This window comes from Janthinobacterium sp. GW823-FHT01H08 (assembly GCF_058797855.1).
Genome location: NZ_CM179504.1, coordinates 324470 through 345415 on the forward strand (window position 1 = coordinate 324470; position 20946 = coordinate 345415).

Consider the following 20946-nt stretch of genomic DNA (forward strand, 5'->3'; position numbering starts at 1 on the left):
GAAATCCGATGTTCACGCAAGGCAGCTGGCTCAATCCACCGGAAAACTGGTCCGCCGACGGCGCGCAATTGCGCGTAACGACGGATGCGAACACGGATTTCTGGCGCAAGACCTCGTATGGTTTTATCCGCGACAGCGGCCACTTTTTCGGCACGGAAGTCGATGGCGATTTCACGGCGCAGCTGCACGTGGCGGCACAGTATTCCGCACTGTACGACCAGGCCGGCATGATGGTGCGCATCGACGAGCAACACTGGATCAAATGCGGCGTCGAATTTTCCGACGGCCAGCTGCTGTTGAGCACCGTGCTGACGGTGGATAAATCGGATTGGGCCGTCAGCATCGCGCCCGCCATGCCGGACGGTTTCTGGCTGCGCGTGACGGTGGAAAAGGGCGTCATCCGGGTGCAGTATTCGACCGATGGCAAGCTGTGGCCGCTGCTGCGCCTGGCGCCGTTTCCCGAGGCCAGCCACTACCGCGTGGGGCCCATGTGCTGCACGCCGGAACGCGGTGGCCTGGAAGTGGTTTTTTCGCAGTTTTCCACCGGTCCCGCGCTGCAAAAAGCGTTGCATGATTTAAGCTGATTTTCCAGCATAAAATCACGGCTGTTTATTCGTGCTGGTTGAGCGACCGGTGCACGTTTTTCGACTCGTTGCGCCCCGGCCTGTCATCTGCCAGCTTGCCCGCTTCGCTGTGCGGCTGCTGGGCCACGCCCTTGACGTGGTCGCGGTGTTCCGGCTGTCCCAGGCCAGGCAGGTTTTCCTGCTCCACGGCATCGGGCGGGCTCTGTGGCGTAATCACATTGTTCGCCCAGTGGCCGCTGGCGACATTGCCGCTGGCGGGCTTGCCGCCGCCCTGGTTGGCATAGGCGTCGCCATCCGCTTGCGCGGCAGCGGTCTTGTCCATGCCGCTATTGCGGGCCTGGTCTGCGGGCTTCGAGGGGGTATCGTTCATTGCGCTTCTCCTGCCAATAGTCGATAAAATCCCATCTTGAACCGATAATTCCTACTGCGCATCCAGCGCACGGCTAGTCTTCCTGTAGGAAAATGCCGCGCGCGGTGCTGCTTTACGCGGCCGCCGGCGCCACCCATGTCTCGTGCAAATGGCGCCACAGCAGGGTGCCGCTGGCCGCTTTTTCATACACGACGGTGGACCAGCGCTCGGTGTTTTCCGCGCCGGGCAGCGACTGGAATTCGCGATAGGACACGGTGGCGCCGGCCGCACTTTCCTGTATCAGAACGAGATCCGAAATGCGCATCTGCAAGCCCGGACGGCTGCCGCCGGCGGCGCGGAAAAACGCCGCCAGGCCAGCGCCATCGAGCTGCTTGCCACCCGGTGACACCATCGTGAAAGCGGGCGAGAAACGCGCGAGCAAATCAGCGCAATGTTCGGGCGCCGCGGCTGCGCCGGAAAGCCATTCGCGGATCAGCACATGCGTGGATAAAACGTCGTCAAAATAAAGATTTGTAGCATTCATTTTTTGCTTGCTCCATGGTGATGTAAAAGGTCGAGAACGGCGCGGTTATCGATGCGCAGGCACAGCGCCAAAGGCAGCACGCACGCGCTGGCGGCCAAGGCAAAGCACCAGTGAAACACCTGCGCCGCGCGCGCATGCAGGGCAGGGTCGTCCAGCGATGCGATACCGTGCGCCGCCAGCAAGCCATTGAGCAGTACGCTGAGCAGCGCCACGCCCAGGCAAAAGCCCAGCTGGCGGTTGATATTCCACACGGCGCTGGCCTGGCTCAGCTGCGCGTCCGGTGTGCGCAAAAACGCCGTGCTTTGCGCCGTGCTGCTGCACAAGCCGCCGCCAAAACCCATCACGGCATACGCGCCGGCCAGCCAGAATAATTGATCTGCAGAGTCCACCCGCAGCAGCATCAGCATGCCCGCCGCCTGCAGCAGGGCGCCCGCGATGAACAGCGGCTGCGGCCCCACGCGGCGGTAGCTTTTGCCGGTGAGCGAAATGGCCGCAAACGAGGCCAGCGCCCACGGCAGCATCAAGGCGCCCGCCGTCGATGCCGGCATGCCCAGCACGCCCTGCAGATACAGCATGGCCAACAGGCTCACGCCCATGAAGACGCCCGGCACCAGCAGATACATCAGCATGGCAATGCGCAGCAGCGGCTCGGCGGCCAGGCGCAGGTTGAGCAGCGGCGTCGACTTGCGCAGCGCGCCGCGCACGTAGGCCCACGCGCAGGCGGCGCCCAGCGCCAGCACGCCGGCGCCGGTCAGCAACTCGCCCGGCGTACCGAGCATGGTCAAGCCCAGCAGCAGCAGCAAAATCGCCGTGCTGCCCGCCAGCAGGCCGCCCACGTCGAGACGGGGCACGGCCGCGCGCGGCGGATCGGGACGCAGCCAGCAGGCGGCCAGCAGCAGCGCCAGCGCCGCGAACGGCACGTTCAAATAAAAAATCGCCCGCCACGACAGGCTGTCGACGATCACGCCGCCCAAGGCGGGCGACAGCGCGGGCGCCAGCAAGCCCACCAGCATGATGACGGAGGACAGGCCGGGGCGCTCCGCAGGTTGATATAGCTGGTAGGTCATGCTTTGCCCCAGCGGAATGAGCAAGCCGCCACCGAGGCCCTGCACGCAGCGCCAGGCGATCAGCGCCTCGATCGAGGGGGCCAGACCGGCGCCGACGCTCGCGCATAAAAAAGTTAGCAACGATGCCATGAACACGGTTTTGCCGCCATAACAGGCAGCCAGCCAGGCACTGGCGGGAATGACGATGGTCAGGCCGAGGATGTAGGCGGTGCTGATCCAGGCCAGCTGCGCCACCGAGGCGTGCAGGGCATGGCCGATGTCGGGGTAGGCGACGCTGGTGATGAACATGTTGATCAGGTCGACGAAAAACCCCAGCAGATAGATGGCCGCCACTTTTTTGCGATAGTCCATGGTGCTCCGAATGGCAAACGGCCAGCTTAAGCGCCCATCGTCATTTGCGTAACGGGCCAGCGCCGATTACACTGTCAAACCCATTTTGACAAAGCCCCGCAACCCGCATCTCTTCTTATTTATGATCAGTCTTGACCGCCTGGGTATTTTCATTGCCATCGTCGATGCCGGTTCGCTGACGGCCGCCGCCGCCGTGCTGGGCCAGAGCAAGGCCGTCGTCAGTTTTAATTTGAAACAGCTGGAGGCGGAGCTGGGCGTGTCGCTGCTCACGCGCAGCACGCGCAGCCTGGCGCTGACGGACGTGGGGCGGCGCTTTTACGAGGATTGCCAGCGCGTGCTGAGCGAAGCGCACGGCGCCATCGAGACGGCGCGCCAGGGCCAGCAAGGCTTGCGCGGCACCCTGCGCCTGACCACCACCGTCGAATACGGCAGCCGCACGGTGATCCCCGCACTGATCGCCTTTGCCGCCGCCCACCCGCAGCTGCAGATCCAGCATTCGTCTTCATCGTCGCACGAAGACCTGATCTCGGGCCGCTATGACCTGGCCATCCGCATGGGTTCCCTCAACGATTCGAGTTACCGCGCCGCGCTGATCGAGCCGTACGCGATCTGGCCCGTCGCCTCGCCCGCCTACCTGGCCAGCCGGCCCGGCACGAAGATCGCCACCTTGGACGACTTGCAGCGCGCGCGCTGGCTGGCGCACAGCCGCCTGGCCTCGCCGCTGCGCTGGGACGTGCAGACACCCGACGGCCCCGCCGCCTTCGCCGTGCAGGATGACGCCGCCATCCATTCCGACTCCGCCTCGGCGCTGCTGGGCTTTGCCCTGGGCGGCTGCGGCGTGGCCCTGCTGCCGCAGTGGCTGGTGGAAGGGGACGTGCGCGCGGGACGCCTGCGCCGCCTGCTGCCCGACGTCGTCTTCCCGGAACAGGGCGTGTATGCCGTGTATCCAAACACCCAGCATATTGCGGAAAAAGTGCGCGCCTTTATCGACTTTTTGCGCGCGTTCGTGGGCGCGCCCGACTGAGATTTCAATTCGTCAATATTTGATCACTGCAACGATTTCCAAGGGGCAAACGGGCGCCCCTTTCGGTGTGTACGGCCTACACTGAAGGGACGTTGTTCATCGAATGGAGACCATCATGGCACATACATTGGCAGCAGTTTTCGCCGTGCGCGACATGGCCGAGCGCGCCCGGCACGACCTGATCACGGCGGGATTTCCCAGCGCCAACATCCGCCTGCACGATGCGGGCAGCGACGAATTTTCCGCCACGGAAAATATCCGCCGCGACGACAGCGACAGCCTGCTCGACAACATCAAGCATTTCTTCACGGACCTGTTCGGCAGCCACGCCGACCGCCACATCTATGCGGAAGCCGTGCGACGCGGGCATGTCGTGCTGACCCTGGAAGGAGCGAGCGACGCCGATATCCAGCGCGCCACCGACCTCGTCGAGCGCTACGCGCCGCTCGACATCGATGCGCACGCCGAGCACTGGCGCGCCGGCGGCTGGCAAGGCGCGCCGCAAGACGACAGCGCGAGGCGCCAGGGCGCCAGCATGCAGTCCGGCGCGCCATCGCAGCAAGGCACGTCCGCCGGCAATATGAACGAGGCGCCAGGGTCGCAGCAGTTTGCCAGCGACATGGCGTCGCCGCCGCCGTCGTCCGGCGCGGGCGCCAACGTGCGCCGCTATCCCGGTGCCGATAACCTGCCCGGCACCAGCTACGACGACGAGCAGTACTACCGCAGCCACTGGAGCGCCACCTATGTCGCCACCGGCGCGCGCTTCGAGGACTACGATCCCGCCTACCGCTATGGCCATTCCATGGCCAACAGCGACAGCTACCGGGGCCGCCCATGGGACGAGGTGGAAGCGGACCTGCGTTCCACGTGGGAGCACACGTATCCCCAGTCGGCGTGGGACAACTTCAAGGCGGCCATCAAGCATGGCTGGGAACGCATGACGTCCTGACGCGCTGAGGGGTTTGCGCCCCTCAGCGCCCCTCTTGCGTGAGCTTGAGGAAGTGGTTCAGGATGTGGAAGTGGTCTTCGAAGAATTGCTCTTCCATGGCCGGCAGCGACGCCACGGGCACCCACTGCGCCAGCGCCGCATCGTCGGCCGCCGTCACGGCCGGCAACTGGCGCGTCTTCAGGTCGAAATAATGCGCGTGCGTGATGGTGCGCCCGCGCTGGCTGCGGTCCGGGTGGTCGAACACGGCCACGCCCACCAGCGCCTCGACGAGGGTGGGCGCCAGCACGCCCAGCTGGGTTTCTTCCGCCAGCTCGCGCAACGCCCCCTGCAGCAGCCGTTCGCGCGGCTCGAGGAAGCCGCCCGGCAAGGCCCACAGGCCCTTGCCCGGATAGCCGCCACGGCGCACGAGCAGCACGTGGCCGCCCGTCTGCACCAGCGCATCGACGGTCGTGAAGATGGGCGCATACGGCGCCACTTTCCAGCGCGCCTTGTAGGCCTCGATGGCGCGGTATTCCTGCACCAGCGGCGCGTACCACGGCAACAAGGTCCACGCTTTCAGATACTGGCCGATGGCCGGCGGCAGCAGCTGCGCCACGGCGCTCAGCGACACGTCGACGTCTTCCGCCTCGAACAGCACGTTGCGGATCGCCGTCGCGCCTATCGGTGCGCCAGGGTCGATCTCCAGATTCAGTAACTGCCAGTGGGGGAAGTGGTGCAGGTAATAGCTGGTGGCGTCCTTGAAGCAGGCCACCAGGGCGATGCGCTGCGCCGTGGCCACGGCGCCCGCCACGGCGCGCCGCACGGCGTCGGCCCACAGGCCATCGTCGTAGTAATCGCGCACGGCCACGTAATGCACGCGCGCGCGCTGATCCTCGGGCAGGGTGGCGGCGATCATGGCGGCCCGCTCTTGCCACGTAAACGGGTTCTTCGGGCTGCGCGCATGGAAGGCGGAACCGAGCACCACCACCACTTGCGCGGCCGTCGTCAGCGCCTTTTGCAGCAAGCCGGCATGGCCGTTATGAAAAGGCTGGAAACGGCCGATCAGGATGGCCGCGTCGGCGCCATAGGATAAGGTCATGCGTCGTCTCCGGTCGGGTAGTGGGCGGCGATCGGCAATTGACGCCCGCTGCCAAAGGCGCGCGAACGCACGCGGATGATGGGCGCCGCCTGGCGCCGTTTGTATTCGTTGCGGGCGACCATGCCGAGGATGCGCGTCACGAGCGCGCGCCCCTCGTCCGTCTCGCGCAGCTGGTCAACCAGGGTCAGCGCCTGTGCGCTTTCGGCCGCCGGCAAACGCCGTCCCTCGATATGCCACTTCAGAATTTCATCGAGCACGGGATACGGCGGCAAGCTGTCGGTGTCGCGCTGGCCCGGCGCCAGTTCCGCCGACGGCGGTTTATCGAGCACGGCCACAGGAATCAGTTCGCGCCCGGCGCTGGCGTTGATGTGGCGCGACAGGGCGAAGACCTCCGTTTTATACAGGTCGCCAATCAAGCCCAGTCCCCCGTTCGTGTCGCCGTACAGGGTGCAGTAGCCCACCGAGATTTCGCTCTTGTTGCCGGTGGTGAGCAGCAGGGCGCCGAACGCGTTCGAGTATTCCATCAATATCGTGCCGCGCACCCTGGCCTGCAGGTTTTCCAGCGGCAGTCCTTGCAGCTTGCCGTCGAAGGCGGCCGCGTAGCCGGTTTCGTATTGCGCCACGATGTCGCGGATGGCATGCGTGTACAGGGCGATGCCGAGGTTGGCGCACAGGGCGACGGAATCGGTGACGGAGCCGGCGCTGGAAAAGACGGATGGCATGGTGATCGCCACCACGTTATCGGCACCGAGCGCCTCGACGGCCAGGGCCAGGGTCAGCGCCGAATCGATGCCGCCCGAGCAGCCGACGACGACTTGCGTAAAGCGGCAGCGGTGCGCATAGTCGCGCAGGCCCAGCACGATCTGGCGGCGCGCAAATTCGACGGCGGGGATGCCGTCCGGGTCCGGCACGGGAAACGCTGCGCCGTCCTTCTGCGCGAAACGCCCATCGGCAAAACGCAGCAATTGAAAATCCTCGACGAAGCGGGCCGCCTCGAATTGCACGCCGACGCCCGGCGAGATGGCGAACGAGGCGCCGTCGAACACGAGCTGGTCCTGGCCGCCCACCTGGTTGACGAACAGCAGGGGCAGGTTGACGCGCTGGCAGGCGGCGCCAAACACAGCGTGGCGCTGCGCGCGCTTGCCGATGTCGGACGGGCTGGCATTGATGCTGACGATGAGATCGGGCCGCGCCGCATGCAGGGCCTCGAACGGGTTGACAGCGTAGGCGCGGCCGTCGTCGTTCCAGCCATCCTCGCAAATCATGAAACCGACCTTGCAGCCGGCGATATCGAGGGTACAGGCGCCGGGCGGGCCCGGCTCGAAATGGCGGCCCTCGTCGAAGATGCCGTAGGTCGGCAGCAGCTGCTTGTAGTATTCGGCCACGATATGCCCGTCGCGGATGGCCAGCAAGGCGTTGTAGAGGGGCTTGCCGACGCCGGGGTTGGGCCGCGCCGTGCCGATGACGGTGACCAGCGCCGGCCAGCGCGTGGACGCTTGCAGCAGCTTGTTCAGCGCCTGCTGCAGGCCGCGCAGGAAGGCGGCATCTTCGAACAGGTCGCCCGGGTAGTACGCGCACAGCGACAGTTCGGGGCACACGAGCAAGTCGGCGCCATCGCTGCTGGCGCGGGCCATGCGCGCGGTGATGGCGCCGACATTGGCGTCGAAGTCGCCCACGGTGGGATTCATCTGGGCGAGGGCGATGGTCAGCATGGTGATCCTTCAATTGGTTCCGCTTGAAACCACTATCCTGCCTGAAAAGTTTTCTGAGCGTACTGATGCAATCGTGCAAGCCTGCCGGTCGCTGCGCTACAAGGTCTTGCGCCAGGCCCGCAAGCGCGTGCACGCGTTCGCATACGGCGACGCCGTATTGAACTGGATCATGCGCCCCATCGTGTAATGCGTGTACCAGGGCTGGCCATATAATTGCGCGTCGTCGTGCGCGTCGACCAGCGCCAGCAGCTGGTTTTTCGCCTGCTCCAGGCGCTGCAGCAAGTCGTCCATGCCCAGTTCAGCATAGTCGGCATAAAAGCGCTGCGCCAGTTTCCCCAGAGCGTTCCACGTGAAACCTTCGGCGGGAAAGGCGATATCCTCGATGCGTTTGCCGTCGCGCAGCTGGGCGTGCCAGTGCAAGACCAGCTCGTTCCAGCCCACCAGATAGGCAAGCAGATCGCACACGCTCATGCGCGTGCCTTTCACTTGCCCCTCCAGCACGGGATCGCGTTCCAAGGCCGGCGGCACGCGTGCCAGCTCCTGCATCAGCTTGGCGTACGTGCTGTTGATGGCGTCGACCAGTTCCTGCTTGCTGTTCGGAATCGCCATTATGCCGCCTTCACAACAGGCAAGCCGGCCGCCTGCCAGTCGTCGTAGCCGCTGCCCAAACGGCGCGCCTGCAAGCCGTGCTGGCGCAGGGCCGCCACGGCTTGCACGGACAGCACGCAGTACGGGCCGCGGCAGTAGGCGGCGATCTCCGCGTTCGCGGGCAATTCGCCCAGGCGCCGCTGCAAGTCGTCAAACGGAATATTGATCGCGCCGGGCAAGTGGCCGGCGGCAAATTCCTGCGCGGGCCGCACGTCGAGCACGGTGATGCTGGCTTCCTGCATGCGTTCCCGCAGTTCGTCGCCCGTGATCGCTTCCACATGGTCGCCCCGGCCCAGCGCCTGCAGCTCGCTGCGCTGGTGCTGCGCATACACGTCCAGCGCAGCGAGCAACTGCATGACAGGACCGTTACCGAGCCGGTACAACACGCGCTTGCCGTCGCGTCGCGCCTGCACGAAACCGGCGCGCCGCAACTGTTGCAAATGCTGCGAGGTATTCGCCACGGACAAACCCGTCAACTCCACCAGCTGCTCCACCGCATACTCGCCGTGCGCGATCTGCTCGAGCAGGCGCAAGCGCGGCGCGCTGCCTAAAATATGGGCAAACCCGGCAGAACCGGTAAGCAATTCAATATCGGCATTTTTCATTGACACAATGCTAGCACCCTTATAACATTCAAGCAATCAATTGAATGTTATAAGGGAGACACGATGCAAATACTCTGGCTCGATGCCCTGGCGATCGGCGTGGGCGCGACGGCAGTGATGGATGTGTGGGCGGTGGCATTAAAGCGCTTCTGGTGCATACCCTCACTGAACTTGGCGATGGTGGGACGCTGGCTCGGCCATCTTCCGCGCGGTACCTTCACCCACGTCAACATCGCCCAGGCGGCGCCCGTACGCGATGAAGCCATCCTGGGCTGGACGGCCCATTACGTGATCGGCGTGCTGTTTGCGGCCGTGCTGCTGGCGCTGGTGGGACGGGAGTGGGTGCAAGGGCCGACGTTCGCGCCGGCCTTGCTGGCGGGCCTGGTGAGCGTGGCCGCACCGTTTTGCATCTTGCAGCCGGGCATGGGCGCCGGCCTGGCCGCCAGCAAGACGCCGCATCCGGCGGCCGCCCGCCTGCGCAGCCTGATGGCCCACACGGCGTTCGGCATCGGCCTGTACCTGGCGGCCCTGCTGTGGTCGACCGTGCGCTGACTTGTCCGGCTAGCTCGTCAGCGGCGGCACGGGCGCCGGTGCCGGTGCGGCGGCCACCGCTGACATGGCCGGCGCCTCGGGCTGCGCCGGCAAGGTGCTCAGCACCATCGTGCTGGGCTTGGCGATCGCGATGTGCGCATCGTCCAGGCGCTTGAGCAGTTCGAACAGCAGCGCGCTGCGGATGCCCGATGTCAGGCGCGGCGACGAGGCAAAGCCGGTGGCGTTGAACAACAACAGGCCATTGTCGATGCCATCGAGCTGTACGCTGGGCGCCGGCGTATCGAGCACGTCGGGATTGTCGACAAAGACGGACAGGATCAGCGCGCGCGCCTCCTGCGCATCCGTGCCCAGCGGCAGCGGCAGCTTGACTTGCACCAGGCCCAGCGGATTGGCCAGCGTGACATTGCGCACCGTCTTGGTAATGAATTCCGAGTTCGGCACGATCACTGTCGAACGGTCGCTCAGCTGAATTTCCGTGGCGCGCACATTGATGCGGCGGATATCGCCCTCCACGCCGCCGAGCGAGACCCAGTCGCCCACTTTCACAGGGCGCTCGGCCAGCAGGATCAAGCCGGAAACGAAGTTCTGCACCACCGCCTGCAAGCCGAAACCGATACCCACCGACAAGGCCGACGCCACCCAGGCGATGCGTTCCAGGCCGATGCCGGCCGCCGACAGGGCCAGCGCCACGGCCAGCACGCCGCCGATGTAGCCGAACAGGGTGATGAACGATACTTGCATGCCGGTATCGAGATTGGTGGTCGGCAAATAACTGTTTTGCAGCCAGCGCTTGAACAGGCCCAGCGCGATAAAGCCGACGACCAGCACCAGCAGCGCCTGGATCATGGCGGCCGGGCGGATCGCCACCTCGCCGATGGCCAGGCCATCCTGCAGCTTGCCCACGCGCTGGAACAGCTCGCCCGGACCTTCGCCAAACGGCGCCAGCAGCAGCATCAGGGCCAGCAGCACGACGATGGCGCGGCCGATGCCCGACAGCAGCACGGCCGCCTGGTCGCGTGCCTTGGGCGTGGCCAGCACAGGATGGGCGGCGTCCGGCGGCGGCGGGGTCGAGGCCAGCAGCATGCAGATATCGTCGACCAGCACCGTCAGCAGATAGGTGCTGCACAGCACCACGATGACCCAGGCGATTTGCTTGGCAATAAAACTGCCGAACGCCACATAGCCGACCAGCAAGCTGATGACGCTCGATGCCAGCGCCAGCCACAGCAGCACCGTGACGCAGCGCAGCCACAGCGGCGTGACCAGGGTGGCGGGATCGGCCTCGCGCAACTGGCGCCAGCAGCGCTCGGCGCGCATCAGGCCGTAGGCGATGGTCGTGCTCATCACCAGGGCGACGATGCAGTTGACGGCCACGGCCGTCGACAAACCCGCATTGATGACGATGGTGACCCGCTCCGTGGCCCACACGAGCACGACGATGAAGGAAAACATCGATGGAAAATTGCGCATGCGGTGCGCCAGCGCATCGGGCAGGGGCAGCAAGCGCCACGATACGCGGCGCGGCGACAGCAGCGCGTGGCCGAGCCCTGCCGTAAAGCCGGCAAAACAGATGATGCCGATCAAGCTGCTGAGGAAAGTCGAGGTTTTTTCGGACAGACCGCCATCCCAGCGCAGCCCCATGGCCAGCAATTCGGCCACCAGGCCCGGCGTGGCCGCCGCCAGCACCAGCACGGCCAGCGCATGCAGCGAACGGCGCAAACGGCCATGCGGCACGCGCGTGGCCGTGATCACCAGCAGATAGCGCGAAGCCCAGAGGCTGGCGCCGAACACGGCCACGATGCCGGCCAGCAAGCCACCCCAGGCCGACCACGGCGTGGCGCTTGCCGCGTTCGTCAATTCCCCCTCCAGCGCCCGCAGGCGCTGCAGATTTTGCGGCAATTCCGCATGCAGTTGCTTCCAGAACGAGCCGGCCAGTATCGACGCCGTGCGTTCACCCAGGCGCGCCTGCAACTGCGCGCGGCGCACCGTCGACACTTGCTCCGACGCCTGCGTCGCTTCCACGGCCAGCAAGCGCGCCAATTTCACCTGCGCATCGAGCGCGCTGCTGGTGCGGTCCAGCTGGCTGCGCTGGGCCGCCACGTCGGGGGCGTCTTTCGTGCCCGCCACCGGCTTGCCCAGCTCGGCCAGCCGCGCCTGCACGCTCGACAGCGTGGGCACGAGCGCATCGGCCACCTTGTCGGCCTCGGCGCTGGCCGCCAGCGCATCGGCGCGCATCTGCGACAGGGTCGCGTCATCGAGTTCCGCCTCGCCATCGAGCGCCTTCTGGATGGTTGTAATCTGCTTGCGCAAGCCGTCGAGGCGCTGGTCGGCCGTGGCGGCGTCATCGACTGGTTGCGCCCAGGCGGGCGGCGCGGTCAATGAGCACGCCAGCAACAACGCCAGCAGGAAGGGAAAGCAATGGAGACGGAAAGAAGTCATGCGGACCTAAGGCTGAAAATGGGAAAAATTGCCGAATCGGCGGCGACGCCGGTCATGGCGTGCCGCCCGGCGGGTGCCTGCCAATATAGCTGAAAACACGCGCAAGCCGCAGAACAGGCGGAACCGGCGTGCATCCAAGGGGCGACTAGGCATATTGCCCTATGGAAATATCACATAAAAAGGTCTAGGATCGTCCTCCGCTTGGCGGCGCGGCCCCCAATCCGCAGCCGCCGACCTTTTGACCATTCCCTCCGTATTGAGACCGCCATGAAGTTTTTATCCAACCTGACCATCGGCACCCGCCTCGCCGTGGGCTTTGGCGCCATCGGCGCCATGCTGATCATCATCTCTTGCCTGGGCATTGCCATGCTGGGCAAGATCAACCAGGGCACCGGCCACATCGTGCATGACAGCATGCCCAAGATTGCGCTCGCCAACAGCGTGTCGGCCAACATCAACGACATCGCCATTGCCCTGCGCAACATGATGCTCAGCGCCGATCCCGCCGACCAGCGCAAGCAAACGGACGCCATCCTGGCCGCGCGCCAGGCGGCGGCCGGCAATCTCGGCAAGCTCGCGAACATGCTCGATTCGGACCGTGAACGCGCGCTGATGGCCAAGATGAACGACGCCAACACGCGCTACGCGCAGGGGCAGGAGGTGCTGCTGGCGCTGATCAAAAGCGGTACGCCGGACGACAGCAGCGCCTACCTGTACGGCCAACTGCGCCCCGTCTTGCTTGTCTACAAGCAGTTGATTGCCGAACAAATCAGCTTGCAAAACACCCTGGCCACCACGGCGGGCGACAACGCCAACACCACCTATGCCAATACGCGCACCTTGCTGATCGGCATGTCGCTGGCGGCGCTGGCCATCGCGGCGGCTTTGGCATACGGTATCACGCGCTCGATCACCGGTCCCGTCGCCACGGCGCTGCAGGTGGCCAACACGGTGGCCGCAGGCGATTTACGCAGCCGTATCACCGTGCAGTCGAGCGATGAAATGGGGCAACTGTTGCAAGCGCTCAAGCGCATGAACGACAACCTGGCGCACACGGTGGGCACGGTGCGCGCCGGCACGGAAACGATCGCCTCGGCCTCGTCCGAAGTGGCGGCGGGCAGCCTGGACCTGTCTGCGCGCACGGAGCAGCAAGCCAGTTCGCTGGAAGAGACAGCCTCATCCATGGAAGAGCTGACCTCGACCGTCAAGCAGAATGCCGACAATGCGCGCCAGGCGCACGTGCTGGCCGACACGGCCTCCGGCGTGGCGCAGCGCGGCGGCGCCGTCATCGCGCAAGTGGTGGCGACCATGCGGCAAATCGACGCCTCGTCAAACAAGATTGCCGACATCATCGGCGTCATTGACGGCATCGCCTTCCAGACCAACATTCTGGCCTTGAACGCGGCCGTGGAAGCGGCGCGCGCGGGTGAGCAGGGCCGCGGCTTCGCCGTGGTGGCCACGGAAGTGCGCAGCCTGGCGCACCGCTCGGCGGCGGCCGCCAAGGAAATCAAGACCCTGATCGACGACTCGACCCAAACCGTGGCGGCCGGCAGCGAACTCGTGCACCAGGCCGGCGACACCATGAGCGACCTGGTCGACAGCGTGCGCCGCGTCACCGACATCATGCAAGAGATCACGTCCGCCAGCGCGGAACAGACGGCCAGCATCGAGCAAATCAACCAGGCCATCAGCGAGATGGACAACGTCACCCAGCAAAACGCGGCCCTGGTGGAAGAATCGGCGGCAGCGGCGGCGGCCATGCAGGAGCAGGCGGCGACCCTGGCGCAGGTGGTGAGCGTATTTAAACTTGACGCCGGCAAGGCGCAGACCAAAGCGGCAGTCGCCACGCCAACCGCACCGCGCCAGCAAGCCGTCGCCTTGCGCGTGCCGGCGACAAGGAAAGCTGCGCCGGCAACAGCGGCGTCATCCGACTGGGAAGAGTTCTAAGACAGCAACGCTACAGGTGCCTCTCGGCACCTGTGGCGTCATGCAGCATAGGCTGCTTCTTGTTACGCGACCTGATCCATGTCAATAAACGATCAAGTTTGACACGGCGCGGCTAGGCCGAGATTTCTCTGCGGATGATCTCCGCGCCGGCACTGAGCGCATGCAATTTCCCTCTTGCCACGCCACGCGCCAAGGGCGCCATGCCGCAGTTGGTGCTCGGGTAGAGCTTGTCGGCATCGACAAAGCGCAGCGCCTTGCGCAGGGTGTTGGCCACTTCCTCCGGCGTTTCAACGGCATTGCTTGCCACGTCGATGGCGCCGACCATCACTTTTTTGCCGCGTATGAGTTCAATCAGGTCGATGGGCACGCGCGAGTTGTGGCATTCGAGCGAGATGATGTCGATATTCGATTGCTGCAGCTTGGGGAACGATTCCTCATATTGACGCCACTCGGACCCCAGCGTATTTTTCCAGTCCGTATTGGCCTTGATGCCGTAGCCATAGCAAATATGCACGGCCGTTTCGCATTTGAGGCCTTCGATCGCCCGCTCCAGGGTGGCGATGCCCCAATCGTTCACTTCATCGAAGAACACATTGAAAGCGGGTTCGTCAAACTGGATGATGTCGACGCCGGCCGCCTCCAGTTCCCGCGCTTCCTGATTGAGGATCTTGGCGAATTCCCAGGCCAGTTTTTCGCGGCTTTTATAGTGGCTGTCATACAGCGTATCGATCATCGTCATCGGACCTGGCAGCGCCCATTTGATCGGCTGCGTGGTCTGCTGACGTAAAAACCTGGCGTCGTCCACAAACACCGGCTTGGTGCGGCTCACGGCGCCCACGACGGTCGGCACGCTCGCATCGTAGCGGTCACGGATTCGGACGGTCTCGCGTTTGTCAAAATCGACGCCGCTCAGATGCTCGATAAACGTGGTGACAAAATGCTGGCGGGTTTGCTCGCCATCGCTGACGATATCGATGCCTGCCTGCTGCTGTTCCTGCAGCGACAAGCGCAAGGCATCCTGTTTGCCCTCAATCAATTCCTCGTCCTGTAATTTCCACGGAGACCAGAGTTTTTCAGGCTGCGCCAGCCAGGAAGGTTTGGGCAAGCTGCCGGCGGTTGATGTAGGCAATAATTTTTTCATGATCAGCGATTTCGTGTATTTGGATTAATCAGCGAGCGTGGCGGCAGCCCATTGTTCAAGAACATGCTTGTACGGCTTGATGAAGTGCTCTTCCGTATATTTGCCCTGCTTGACAGCCAGCTGGCTGCGCTCTTCCCGGTCATAGACAATTTGCGTCAACGAATAATCCTGATTCTTCAGGCTGGGCTGATAGCATTTCCCCGCCGCGGCATTGGCGTTGTAAATTTCGGGCCGGTAAATCTTTTGAAAGGTTTCCATCGTGCTGATGGTGGCGATCAGTTCAAGATTGCTGTAGTCGGCCAGCAGGTCGCCGATAAAATAGAAAGCCAGTGGCGCGGCGCTGTTTGGCGGCATGAAATAGCGCACCTGCATGCCCATTTTTTCGAAATAGGCATCCGTCGAGGAGAACTCGTTTTGCTGATACTCGACGCCCAGGATGGGGTGCTGGTTTTCCGTGCGCTGATAGGTCTTGCTGCTCGAAGCGCTGAGGCAAATGACCGGCGGCTTGCTGAAACGCTCTTGATAAGCATCGGATCTGACAAAGTGCTTGAACAGCTTGCCATGAAAATCGCCGAAATCATCGGGTGCACTGAATGCGGATTGATTATTGTTGTGCTCTGGCAGCACCACGCTGAAGTCGTAATCGCGCACGTAAGAGGAGAAGTTATTCCCCGCAATGCCGTCGATGCGTTGGCCGGTTTTTTTATCCAGGATATTCGGCTTCAATATCTCGATCAGCGGGATATTGCCGCCTTTGACATCGATATTCAACTCGACGGAAATGATTTCGAGTTCGACCGAGTAGCGGTCAGCGTTCGGGTTGTCCCAGTGCGCCAGGCTGTTGAAGCGGCTGTCGATCATTTTCAGGGTGTTGCGCAAGTTCTCCTGGCGGCTCTTTCCCCTGGCCAGATTGGCAAAGTTGGTCGTCAGGCGCGTAGTGTCCGATGGGTGATAGTTTTCATCGAAAACAATGCTCTTGATGCTGAATACAAAGTCGTTGCTCATGGTGATCTGCTGTCCTGATTTCTGCGAAAAGGTGAATGTGTTAATTGCTTGGTACCCGCGGTGATGCGTCTCAGGCTGCGGCCAGCTCGTCAGCCGTGGCCGAGCTCGCATGGCGCGTCAATCCGATCAAGGGCAAGGCCCGTTGCACCGCCAGTGCGGCCCGCTGGAGCAGCGCCTCGTCCTGCAGACGGTAGTCGAGGAAATCCTTGTCGGTCGCATAGACGCCCAGCGGCAAGGTGCGTGCCTGGAAAAAGCTGAACAGCGGCCGCAACTGGTGGTCGATCATCAGGGCATGGCGCTCGCTGCCGCCGGTGGCCGCCAGCAGGACGGGCTTGTCGATCAAGGCATCCTGATGAATGAAGTCGAAGAAGTGCTTGAACAGTCCCGTGTAGGCGCCGCGATAGACCGGGGTTGCCACCACCACGATATCAGCTTGCTCGACCGCCGCAAGTTCCCGCTCCACCGTCTCGGGCAGCTGCGAGCGCCAGACGGCGCCGGCCAGCTGCGGCGCCAGCTGACCCAGTTCGACCAGCCGTTGTTCGCACAGCACTTCGTCGGCGATCAGGTCCATCAGGTGCTCGGCCAGGGCTGCCGCCTTGGAAGGGCCTTGCAGCCCGCCGGAAACGGCGACTATACGCAATGGACGTGTCATGGTTGCTTTCATAGGGATGGATGCGCGAAGGCCGGTCAATGCCGGCAACAGGGAAGTGGATGATAGCGGGAGGAATCGATGAAGTATAATGGTCATATTTCATACATCCATGAATATGGCTCATTCTAATGCTTGAACGCATCCACCTCAGCATCGTCCAGCAGGTCGAAAAACAGGGCTCGTTGACGGCCGCCGCAGGCGTGCTGCACCTGACCCAGTCGGCCTTAAGCCACAGCATGAAGAAGCTGGAACAGCAGCTGGGCACCGACGTCTGGCTGCGCGAAGGGAGAAATTTGCGCCTGACGCAGGCCGGCCAGTATCTGCTGGCGGTGGCGAACCGGGTACTGCCGCAACTGGACCTGGCCGAAGAGCGCCTGGGCCAGTTCGCGCAGGGCGAGCGCGGCGCGCTGCGCATCGGCATGGAATGCCACCCTTGCTACCAATGGCTGCTCAAAGTGGTGTCGCCGTATCTGACCGCTTGGCCCGACGTGGATGTGGACGTCAAGCAGAAGTTCCAGTTCGGCGGCATCGGCGCGCTGTTCGGCTACGAAATCGACCTGCTGGTCACGCCCGACCCGCTGTACAAGCCGGGGCTGGCCTTCGAACCCGTGTTCGACTACGAGCAGGTGCTCGTCGTGGCCAAGGGCCATGCGCTAGCTGGGGCGGCATATGTGCAGCCCCGGCAACTGACGCAGGAAGTGCTCATCAGCTACCCCGTCGACATCGAGCGCCTGGATATTTACAATCAATTCCTCTTGCCGGCCGGTGTCACACCCAAGCGCCATAAAGCCATCGAAACGACCGACATCATGCTGCAGATGGTGGCCAGCGGCCGCGGCGTGGCCGCCCTGCCGCGCTGGCTGGTCGAGGAATACGCGGCCAAGATGGACGTGGTGCCGGTGCGCCTGGGCGCGCGCGGCATCGCCAAGCAGATCTTCCTGGGCGCACGCGAGACGGACACCGCCATCGACTACGTGCGCGCCTTCATCGCACTGGCGCGCCAGCCTGTCGTTGCGCCGGGAAGCTAAGCACGCGCGCGTGTTCACTGGGGCCGGCTACCGCGCGCCTTCCATGGCTTCCACGGTGTCGAACATATGCGCCAGCGCGCTTTCCATGGCGCCGGCCGTAGCGTCGCCGCTCTGATTGGTGATGATGAAGACGCCAAGCTGATATTTGGGAACGACGTAGGCGTAGCTTTGCGCACGGGGCACGCCGCCATGGTGGACATAATGCGTGCCCAGCTGGCGATTGCTGCCGATGTTCCAGAAATAGCCGATGCTGAAGTCGTCCTGAAAGCGCGCCAAAGGCTTGTGCGATTCAACGACGGCAGGATGGGCGCTCAATTGCAGGCGCAGGTATTTCGCCATGTCCGGCATCGTCGACTTCAGGTTGCCTGCCGCCCCCCAGGGCAGTTGCGGCATCGGCGTGGTGACGACGGGATTGTCGCTGTGGTAGCCCGGCGCCAGCCGGCCGGCATCCGCGGCGGTGATGCTCAGCCTGGTATCCTGCATGCCCGCTTCGCGCGCGAGCCATTGCGTGAGCAGGACGTCATAGGGCATGCCATAGATTGTTTCGAGCGTGTGCGCCACGAGTTCGGTACCGGCGCTGGAATAGGCGTAGTCCTTGCCGAGCGGCCCCTTGATGCTGACGGTGTGCAAGTCCTGCCAGAATTGCCGTTGTCCGTAGTTGGCATAGGCGGCATTGAGCTTTGCCGGCGTGGCATGTGCCGTGAAATCCTTCAGGACCGTGTTCACCTGCAAGGGCAGCATGCCCGGCATATTGCTCGTGTGCGTGACCAAATGGCGCAAGCGTATGGGCTGCCCCTGCGACTGCAGGTTCGGGTAGGCGGCCGGCAGGTACGTTTGTATGGGATCGTCGAGCGCCGCCTTTCCGTCGAGCACGGCATTCGCCAGCAGCAGGCCGGCAAAAGTCTTGCTGACCGAGCCGATTTCATACAGCGTCGTATCGTTCGGCGGATTGGCTTTGCCGGTCTCCAGCTCGCCTTGATGCAGCATGAATTGCTTGCCGCGATACACGACAGCAATCGAGGTCGCGTGCAGCAATGTCGACTGCAGCAGGGTGGTCGCGGTCTGGCGCATGGCCGCAGGAATATCGTGCGCAGGTGCCGTGGCTGCGGGCTTGCAAGCTGCCAGCACGAGTGTCATTCCAGTCATGATTGCGGCGAGTTTGGTCATCATGCGCACCATCGAAGGGGGACGGGCATTCTCGCACAATGGCTTCGGCGGCGGCAGAAAAAAGTCACGCGCATGGTTTTTCCAGACTAAAAGAAAACGCCACCCGGAGGTGGCGTTTTCTTTCTATTCCCGGCGGCCCGGGGCGGCCCCCGCCAGGCTTACTCCACCGTCACCGACTTGGCCAGATTCCTTGGCTTGTCCACATCCGTGCCGCGCGCCAGCGCCGTGTGGTAGGCCAGCAATTGCAGCGCGACCACGTGCAGGATAGGCGACAGGTCGCCGTAGTGCTCGGGCAGGCGGATCACGTGCAGACCTTCGCCGGAGCTGATGCGCGAGTCGACGTCGGCAAAGACGTACAACTGGCCGCCGCGGGCACGTACTTCCTGCATGTTCGATTTGAGCTTTTCGATCAGGGCGTCGTTGGGCGCGATGGTAACGACGGGCATTTCATTCGTCACCAGGGCCAGCGGGCCGTGCTTCAGTTCACCTGCCGGATACGCTTCGGCGTGGATGTACGAGATTTCCTTCAGTTTCAAGGCGCCTTCCAGGGCGATCGGGTAGTGCATGCCGCGGCCCAGGAAGAGGGCGTTTTCCTTGCGCGCGAATTCTTCGGACCAGGCGATGATCTGCGGCTCGAGCGCCAGCACGGACGCGATGGCGACGGGCAGGTGGCGCATGGCTTTCAGGTGCGCCGCTTCCTGCTCTTCGGAGAGGTGGCCATTGACTTGCGCCAGGCACAGCGTCAGCAGGAACAGGCCGGCCAGCTGCGTCGTAAACGCCTTGGTCGACGCCACGCCCACTTCCACGCCGGCGCGCGTGATGTAGGCCAGCGCGCATTCGCGCACCATGGCGCTGGTGGCCACGTTGCAGATGGTCAGGGTGTGCTGCATGCCCAGGCTGCGCGCATGTTTCAGGGCGGCCAGGGTGTCGGCCGTTTCGCCGCTTTGCGAAATGGTCACGACCAGGGTGTTCGGATGCGGCACGCTGTCGCGGTAGCGGTATTCGCTGGCCACTTCCACGCTGACGGGCACCTTGGCGATCGACTCGATCCAGTACTTGGCCGTCATGCCCGCATACGAGCTGGTGCCGCAGGCGAGGATCAGCACGCGGTCGATCTGCTTGAAGATTTTATACGCGTCGTCGCCGAACAGTTCCGGCATGATGCCCGTCACGCCTTCGAGCGTGTCGCCGATGGCGCGCGGCTGCTCGAAGATTTCCTTCTGCATGTAGTGGCGGTACGGGCCCAGCTCGGCCGCGCCCGTGTGGGCGTGCACGGTTTTCACTTCGCGCTCGACGGGCTTGCCGTCGACGTCGACGATCCAGCAGCGCGACAATTGCAGGTCGACCACGTCGCCTTCTTCCAGGTAGATGATCTGGTCCGTCGTGCCGGCCAGCGCCATGGCGTCCGACGCGACGAAGTTTTCACCGTTGCCCAGGCCGACGATCAGGGGCGAGCCCTGGCGCGCGGCGACCACGCGGTGCGGCTCGTCGCGGCAGAAGACAGCGATCGCATACGCGCCGTCGAGGCGTTTCACGGCCTGCTGCACGGTCTCGAACAGGTCGCCGTTATACATGTGCTCGACCAGGTGGGCGATCACTTCCGTGTCCGTCTGGCTCTGGAAGACGTAACCGAGGGCCGTCAGTTCGGCGCGCAGTTCGTCATGGTTTTCGATGATGCCGTTATGCACCAGTGCCACGCGGGCGTTCTCTTCCGTCGGGGAAAAGTGCGGGTGGGCATTGAACGAGACCGGGGCGCCATGCGTGGCCCAGCGCGTGTGGGCGATGCCCGTAAAACCGCTCAAGCCTTCTTCGGCGATCTGCTTTTCCAGCTCGGCCACACGCGCGGTGGAACGCGAACGCTGCAGCCGGCCATCCGCATGCAGGGCGATGCCGCAGGAATCGTAGCCGCGGTATTCCAGGCGCTTCAAGCCTTCGACCAGGATGGGAGTGATATTACGTTGCGCTACCGCGCCGACGATGCCGCACATGGAAACCTCTGTCTAAAATTTAATCAATGCACGCATGCTAATGCAGAGTGCGTGAAATATGCTTTCTAAATCCTTATATTTTTGACCGAATATTTCATGACTATTTCATGGTGAAA

General features: G+C 63.7%; 19 protein-coding genes. 6 read left to right on the forward strand and 13 right to left on the reverse strand.

What is annotated here, in order from left to right; translation table 11 throughout:
• Positions 1 to 8 precede the first annotated feature (8 nt).
• Positions 9 to 584: a DUF1349 domain-containing protein gene (locus AC3RCG_RS01370; protein ID WP_492402488.1), complete on the forward strand. Its 576-nt coding sequence runs from the start codon at positions 9 to 11 to the stop codon at positions 582 to 584.
• Positions 585 to 609: 25 nt separating this feature from the next.
• Here AC3RCG_RS01370 and AC3RCG_RS01375 read toward each other — a convergent pair whose 3' ends face one another.
• The 3 genes from AC3RCG_RS01375 to AC3RCG_RS01385 all read right to left on the reverse strand — a co-directional run bounded on the left by AC3RCG_RS01375 (position 610) and on the right by AC3RCG_RS01385 (position 2895).
• Positions 610 to 954, reverse strand: coding sequence for a hypothetical protein (locus AC3RCG_RS01375; RefSeq protein ID WP_492402487.1), 345 nt, complete (start codon positions 952 to 954; stop codon positions 610 to 612).
• A gap of 112 nt (positions 955 to 1066) precedes the next feature.
• A complete protein-coding gene (locus AC3RCG_RS01380; protein ID WP_492402486.1) occupies positions 1067 to 1477 on the reverse strand; it encodes a DUF4440 domain-containing protein in 411 nt (136 codons plus the stop codon).
• Positions 1474 to 2895, reverse strand: a complete 1422-nt coding sequence (locus AC3RCG_RS01385; protein ID WP_492402485.1) for an MFS transporter — start codon at positions 2893 to 2895, stop codon at positions 1474 to 1476. Before AC3RCG_RS01385 ends, AC3RCG_RS01380 begins: the two co-directional genes overlap by 4 nt.
• Before the next feature lie 121 nt (positions 2896 to 3016).
• Between AC3RCG_RS01385 and AC3RCG_RS01390 the strand changes: the two genes are divergently transcribed.
• Positions 3017 to 3919 carry a LysR family transcriptional regulator gene (locus tag AC3RCG_RS01390; protein WP_492402484.1) on the forward strand — a complete coding sequence of 301 codons (903 nt, stop codon included), beginning with the start codon at positions 3017 to 3019 and terminating at the stop codon, positions 3917 to 3919.
• A gap of 115 nt (positions 3920 to 4034) precedes the next feature.
• Positions 4035 to 4868: a hypothetical protein gene (locus tag AC3RCG_RS01395; protein ID WP_162995800.1), complete on the forward strand. Its 834-nt coding sequence runs from the start codon at positions 4035 to 4037 to the stop codon at positions 4866 to 4868.
• 22 nt (positions 4869 to 4890) lie between these two features.
• Here the strand turns inward: AC3RCG_RS01395 and AC3RCG_RS01400 are convergent, their stop codons facing one another.
• The 4 genes from AC3RCG_RS01400 to AC3RCG_RS01415 form a co-directional block, all read right to left on the reverse strand.
• The gene (locus AC3RCG_RS01400; RefSeq protein ID WP_230504378.1) at positions 4891 to 5946 is read right to left on the reverse strand and encodes a bifunctional nicotinamide-nucleotide adenylyltransferase/Nudix hydroxylase; all 1056 of its coding nucleotides are present in this window, start codon (positions 5944 to 5946) and stop codon (positions 4891 to 4893) included.
• Positions 5943 to 7658: an NAD+ synthase gene (locus AC3RCG_RS01405; protein WP_492402483.1), complete on the reverse strand. Its 1716-nt coding sequence runs from the start codon at positions 7656 to 7658 to the stop codon at positions 5943 to 5945. Before AC3RCG_RS01405 ends, AC3RCG_RS01400 begins: the two co-directional genes overlap by 4 nt.
• Before the next feature lie 96 nt (positions 7659 to 7754).
• Complete coding sequence (locus AC3RCG_RS01410) at positions 7755 to 8267, reverse strand: ClbS/DfsB family four-helix bundle protein (protein WP_492402482.1); 513 nt, start codon at positions 8265 to 8267, stop codon at positions 7755 to 7757.
• Complete coding sequence (locus tag AC3RCG_RS01415; RefSeq protein WP_070223320.1) at positions 8267 to 8911, reverse strand: ArsR/SmtB family transcription factor; 645 nt, start codon at positions 8909 to 8911, stop codon at positions 8267 to 8269. Before AC3RCG_RS01415 ends, AC3RCG_RS01410 begins: the two co-directional genes overlap by 1 nt.
• 63 nt (positions 8912 to 8974) lie before the next feature.
• On the opposite strand from AC3RCG_RS01415, the gene AC3RCG_RS01420 reads away from it, so the two are divergent.
• Positions 8975 to 9463, forward strand: coding sequence for a DUF2938 domain-containing protein (locus AC3RCG_RS01420; protein ID WP_492402481.1), 489 nt, complete (start codon positions 8975 to 8977; stop codon positions 9461 to 9463).
• 9 nt (positions 9464 to 9472) lie between these two features.
• Here AC3RCG_RS01420 and AC3RCG_RS01425 read toward each other — a convergent pair whose 3' ends face one another.
• The gene (locus AC3RCG_RS01425; RefSeq protein ID WP_492402480.1) at positions 9473 to 11902 is read right to left on the reverse strand and encodes a DUF3772 domain-containing protein; all 2430 of its coding nucleotides are present in this window, start codon (positions 11900 to 11902) and stop codon (positions 9473 to 9475) included.
• 267 nt (positions 11903 to 12169) lie between these two features.
• Here AC3RCG_RS01425 and AC3RCG_RS01430 point away from each other — a divergent pair, with 267 nt between their 5' ends.
• Complete coding sequence (locus tag AC3RCG_RS01430; RefSeq protein ID WP_492402479.1) at positions 12170 to 13849, forward strand: methyl-accepting chemotaxis protein; 1680 nt, start codon at positions 12170 to 12172, stop codon at positions 13847 to 13849.
• A 112-nt stretch (positions 13850 to 13961) separates the two neighbouring features.
• Here AC3RCG_RS01430 and AC3RCG_RS01435 read toward each other — a convergent pair whose 3' ends face one another.
• From AC3RCG_RS01435 to msuE, 3 genes are all read right to left on the reverse strand, one after another.
• On the reverse strand, positions 13962 to 14990 hold the full coding sequence (locus AC3RCG_RS01435) for a methionine synthase (protein WP_492402478.1): 1029 nt from the start codon (positions 14988 to 14990) through the stop codon (positions 13962 to 13964).
• A gap of 24 nt (positions 14991 to 15014) precedes the next feature.
• Complete coding sequence (locus AC3RCG_RS01440; RefSeq protein ID WP_070288918.1) at positions 15015 to 15995, reverse strand: DUF1852 domain-containing protein; 981 nt, start codon at positions 15993 to 15995, stop codon at positions 15015 to 15017.
• A 70-nt stretch (positions 15996 to 16065) separates the two neighbouring features.
• A complete protein-coding gene (gene msuE, locus AC3RCG_RS01445; protein WP_492402477.1) occupies positions 16066 to 16647 on the reverse strand; it encodes an FMN reductase in 582 nt (193 codons plus the stop codon).
• 128 nt (positions 16648 to 16775) lie between these two features.
• Here msuE and AC3RCG_RS01450 point away from each other — a divergent pair, with 128 nt between their 5' ends.
• Positions 16776 to 17675, forward strand: a complete 900-nt coding sequence (locus tag AC3RCG_RS01450; RefSeq protein ID WP_492402476.1) for a LysR family transcriptional regulator — start codon at positions 16776 to 16778, stop codon at positions 17673 to 17675.
• Positions 17676 to 17702: 27 nt separating this feature from the next.
• Here AC3RCG_RS01450 and AC3RCG_RS01455 read toward each other — a convergent pair whose 3' ends face one another.
• A complete protein-coding gene (locus AC3RCG_RS01455; RefSeq protein ID WP_205602310.1) occupies positions 17703 to 18821 on the reverse strand; it encodes a serine hydrolase domain-containing protein in 1119 nt (372 codons plus the stop codon).
• Between the two features lie 179 nt (positions 18822 to 19000).
• A complete protein-coding gene (gene glmS, locus AC3RCG_RS01460) occupies positions 19001 to 20830 on the reverse strand; it encodes a glutamine--fructose-6-phosphate transaminase (isomerizing) (protein ID WP_070288915.1) in 1830 nt (609 codons plus the stop codon).
• Between the last annotated feature and the right edge of the window lie 116 nt (positions 20831 to 20946).

Bases quoted from the DNA above. Each gene is read 5' to 3' on its own strand.
- AC3RCG_RS01395 (WP_162995800.1), top strand. From the start codon at position 4,035: ATGGCACATACATTGGCAGCAGTTTTCGCCGTGCGCGACATGGCCGAG.
- AC3RCG_RS01400 (WP_230504378.1), bottom strand. From the start codon at position 5,946: ATGACCTTATCCTATGGCGCCGACGCGGCCATCCTGATCGGCCGTTTC.
- AC3RCG_RS01385 (WP_492402485.1), bottom strand. From the start codon at position 2,895: ATGGACTATCGCAAAAAAGTGGCGGCCATCTATCTGCTGGGGTTTTTC.
- AC3RCG_RS01455 (WP_205602310.1), bottom strand. From the start codon at position 18,821: ATGACTGGAATGACACTCGTGCTGGCAGCTTGCAAGCCCGCAGCCACG.
- AC3RCG_RS01440 (WP_070288918.1), bottom strand. From the start codon at position 15,995: ATGAGCAACGACTTTGTATTCAGCATCAAGAGCATTGTTTTCGATGAA.
- glmS (WP_070288915.1), bottom strand. From the start codon at position 20,830: ATGTGCGGCATCGTCGGCGCGGTAGCGCAACGTAATATCACTCCCATC.
- AC3RCG_RS01370 (WP_492402488.1), top strand. From the start codon at position 9: ATGTTCACGCAAGGCAGCTGGCTCAATCCACCGGAAAACTGGTCCGCC.
- AC3RCG_RS01430 (WP_492402479.1), top strand. From the start codon at position 12,170: ATGAAGTTTTTATCCAACCTGACCATCGGCACCCGCCTCGCCGTGGGC.
- AC3RCG_RS01410 (WP_492402482.1), bottom strand. From the start codon at position 8,267: ATGGCGATTCCGAACAGCAAGCAGGAACTGGTCGACGCCATCAACAGC.
- AC3RCG_RS01435 (WP_492402478.1), bottom strand. From the start codon at position 14,990: ATGAAAAAATTATTGCCTACATCAACCGCCGGCAGCTTGCCCAAACCT.
- AC3RCG_RS01390 (WP_492402484.1), top strand. From the start codon at position 3,017: ATGATCAGTCTTGACCGCCTGGGTATTTTCATTGCCATCGTCGATGCC.
- AC3RCG_RS01415 (WP_070223320.1), bottom strand. From the start codon at position 8,911: ATGAAAAATGCCGATATTGAATTGCTTACCGGTTCTGCCGGGTTTGCC.
- AC3RCG_RS01405 (WP_492402483.1), bottom strand. From the start codon at position 7,658: ATGCTGACCATCGCCCTCGCCCAGATGAATCCCACCGTGGGCGACTTC.
- AC3RCG_RS01425 (WP_492402480.1), bottom strand. From the start codon at position 11,902: ATGACTTCTTTCCGTCTCCATTGCTTTCCCTTCCTGCTGGCGTTGTTG.
- msuE (WP_492402477.1), bottom strand. From the start codon at position 16,647: ATGACACGTCCATTGCGTATAGTCGCCGTTTCCGGCGGGCTGCAAGGC.
- AC3RCG_RS01380 (WP_492402486.1), bottom strand. From the start codon at position 1,477: ATGAATGCTACAAATCTTTATTTTGACGACGTTTTATCCACGCATGTG.
- AC3RCG_RS01420 (WP_492402481.1), top strand. From the start codon at position 8,975: ATGCAAATACTCTGGCTCGATGCCCTGGCGATCGGCGTGGGCGCGACG.
- AC3RCG_RS01450 (WP_492402476.1), top strand. From the start codon at position 16,776: ATGCTTGAACGCATCCACCTCAGCATCGTCCAGCAGGTCGAAAAACAG.
- AC3RCG_RS01375 (WP_492402487.1), bottom strand. From the start codon at position 954: ATGAACGATACCCCCTCGAAGCCCGCAGACCAGGCCCGCAATAGCGGC.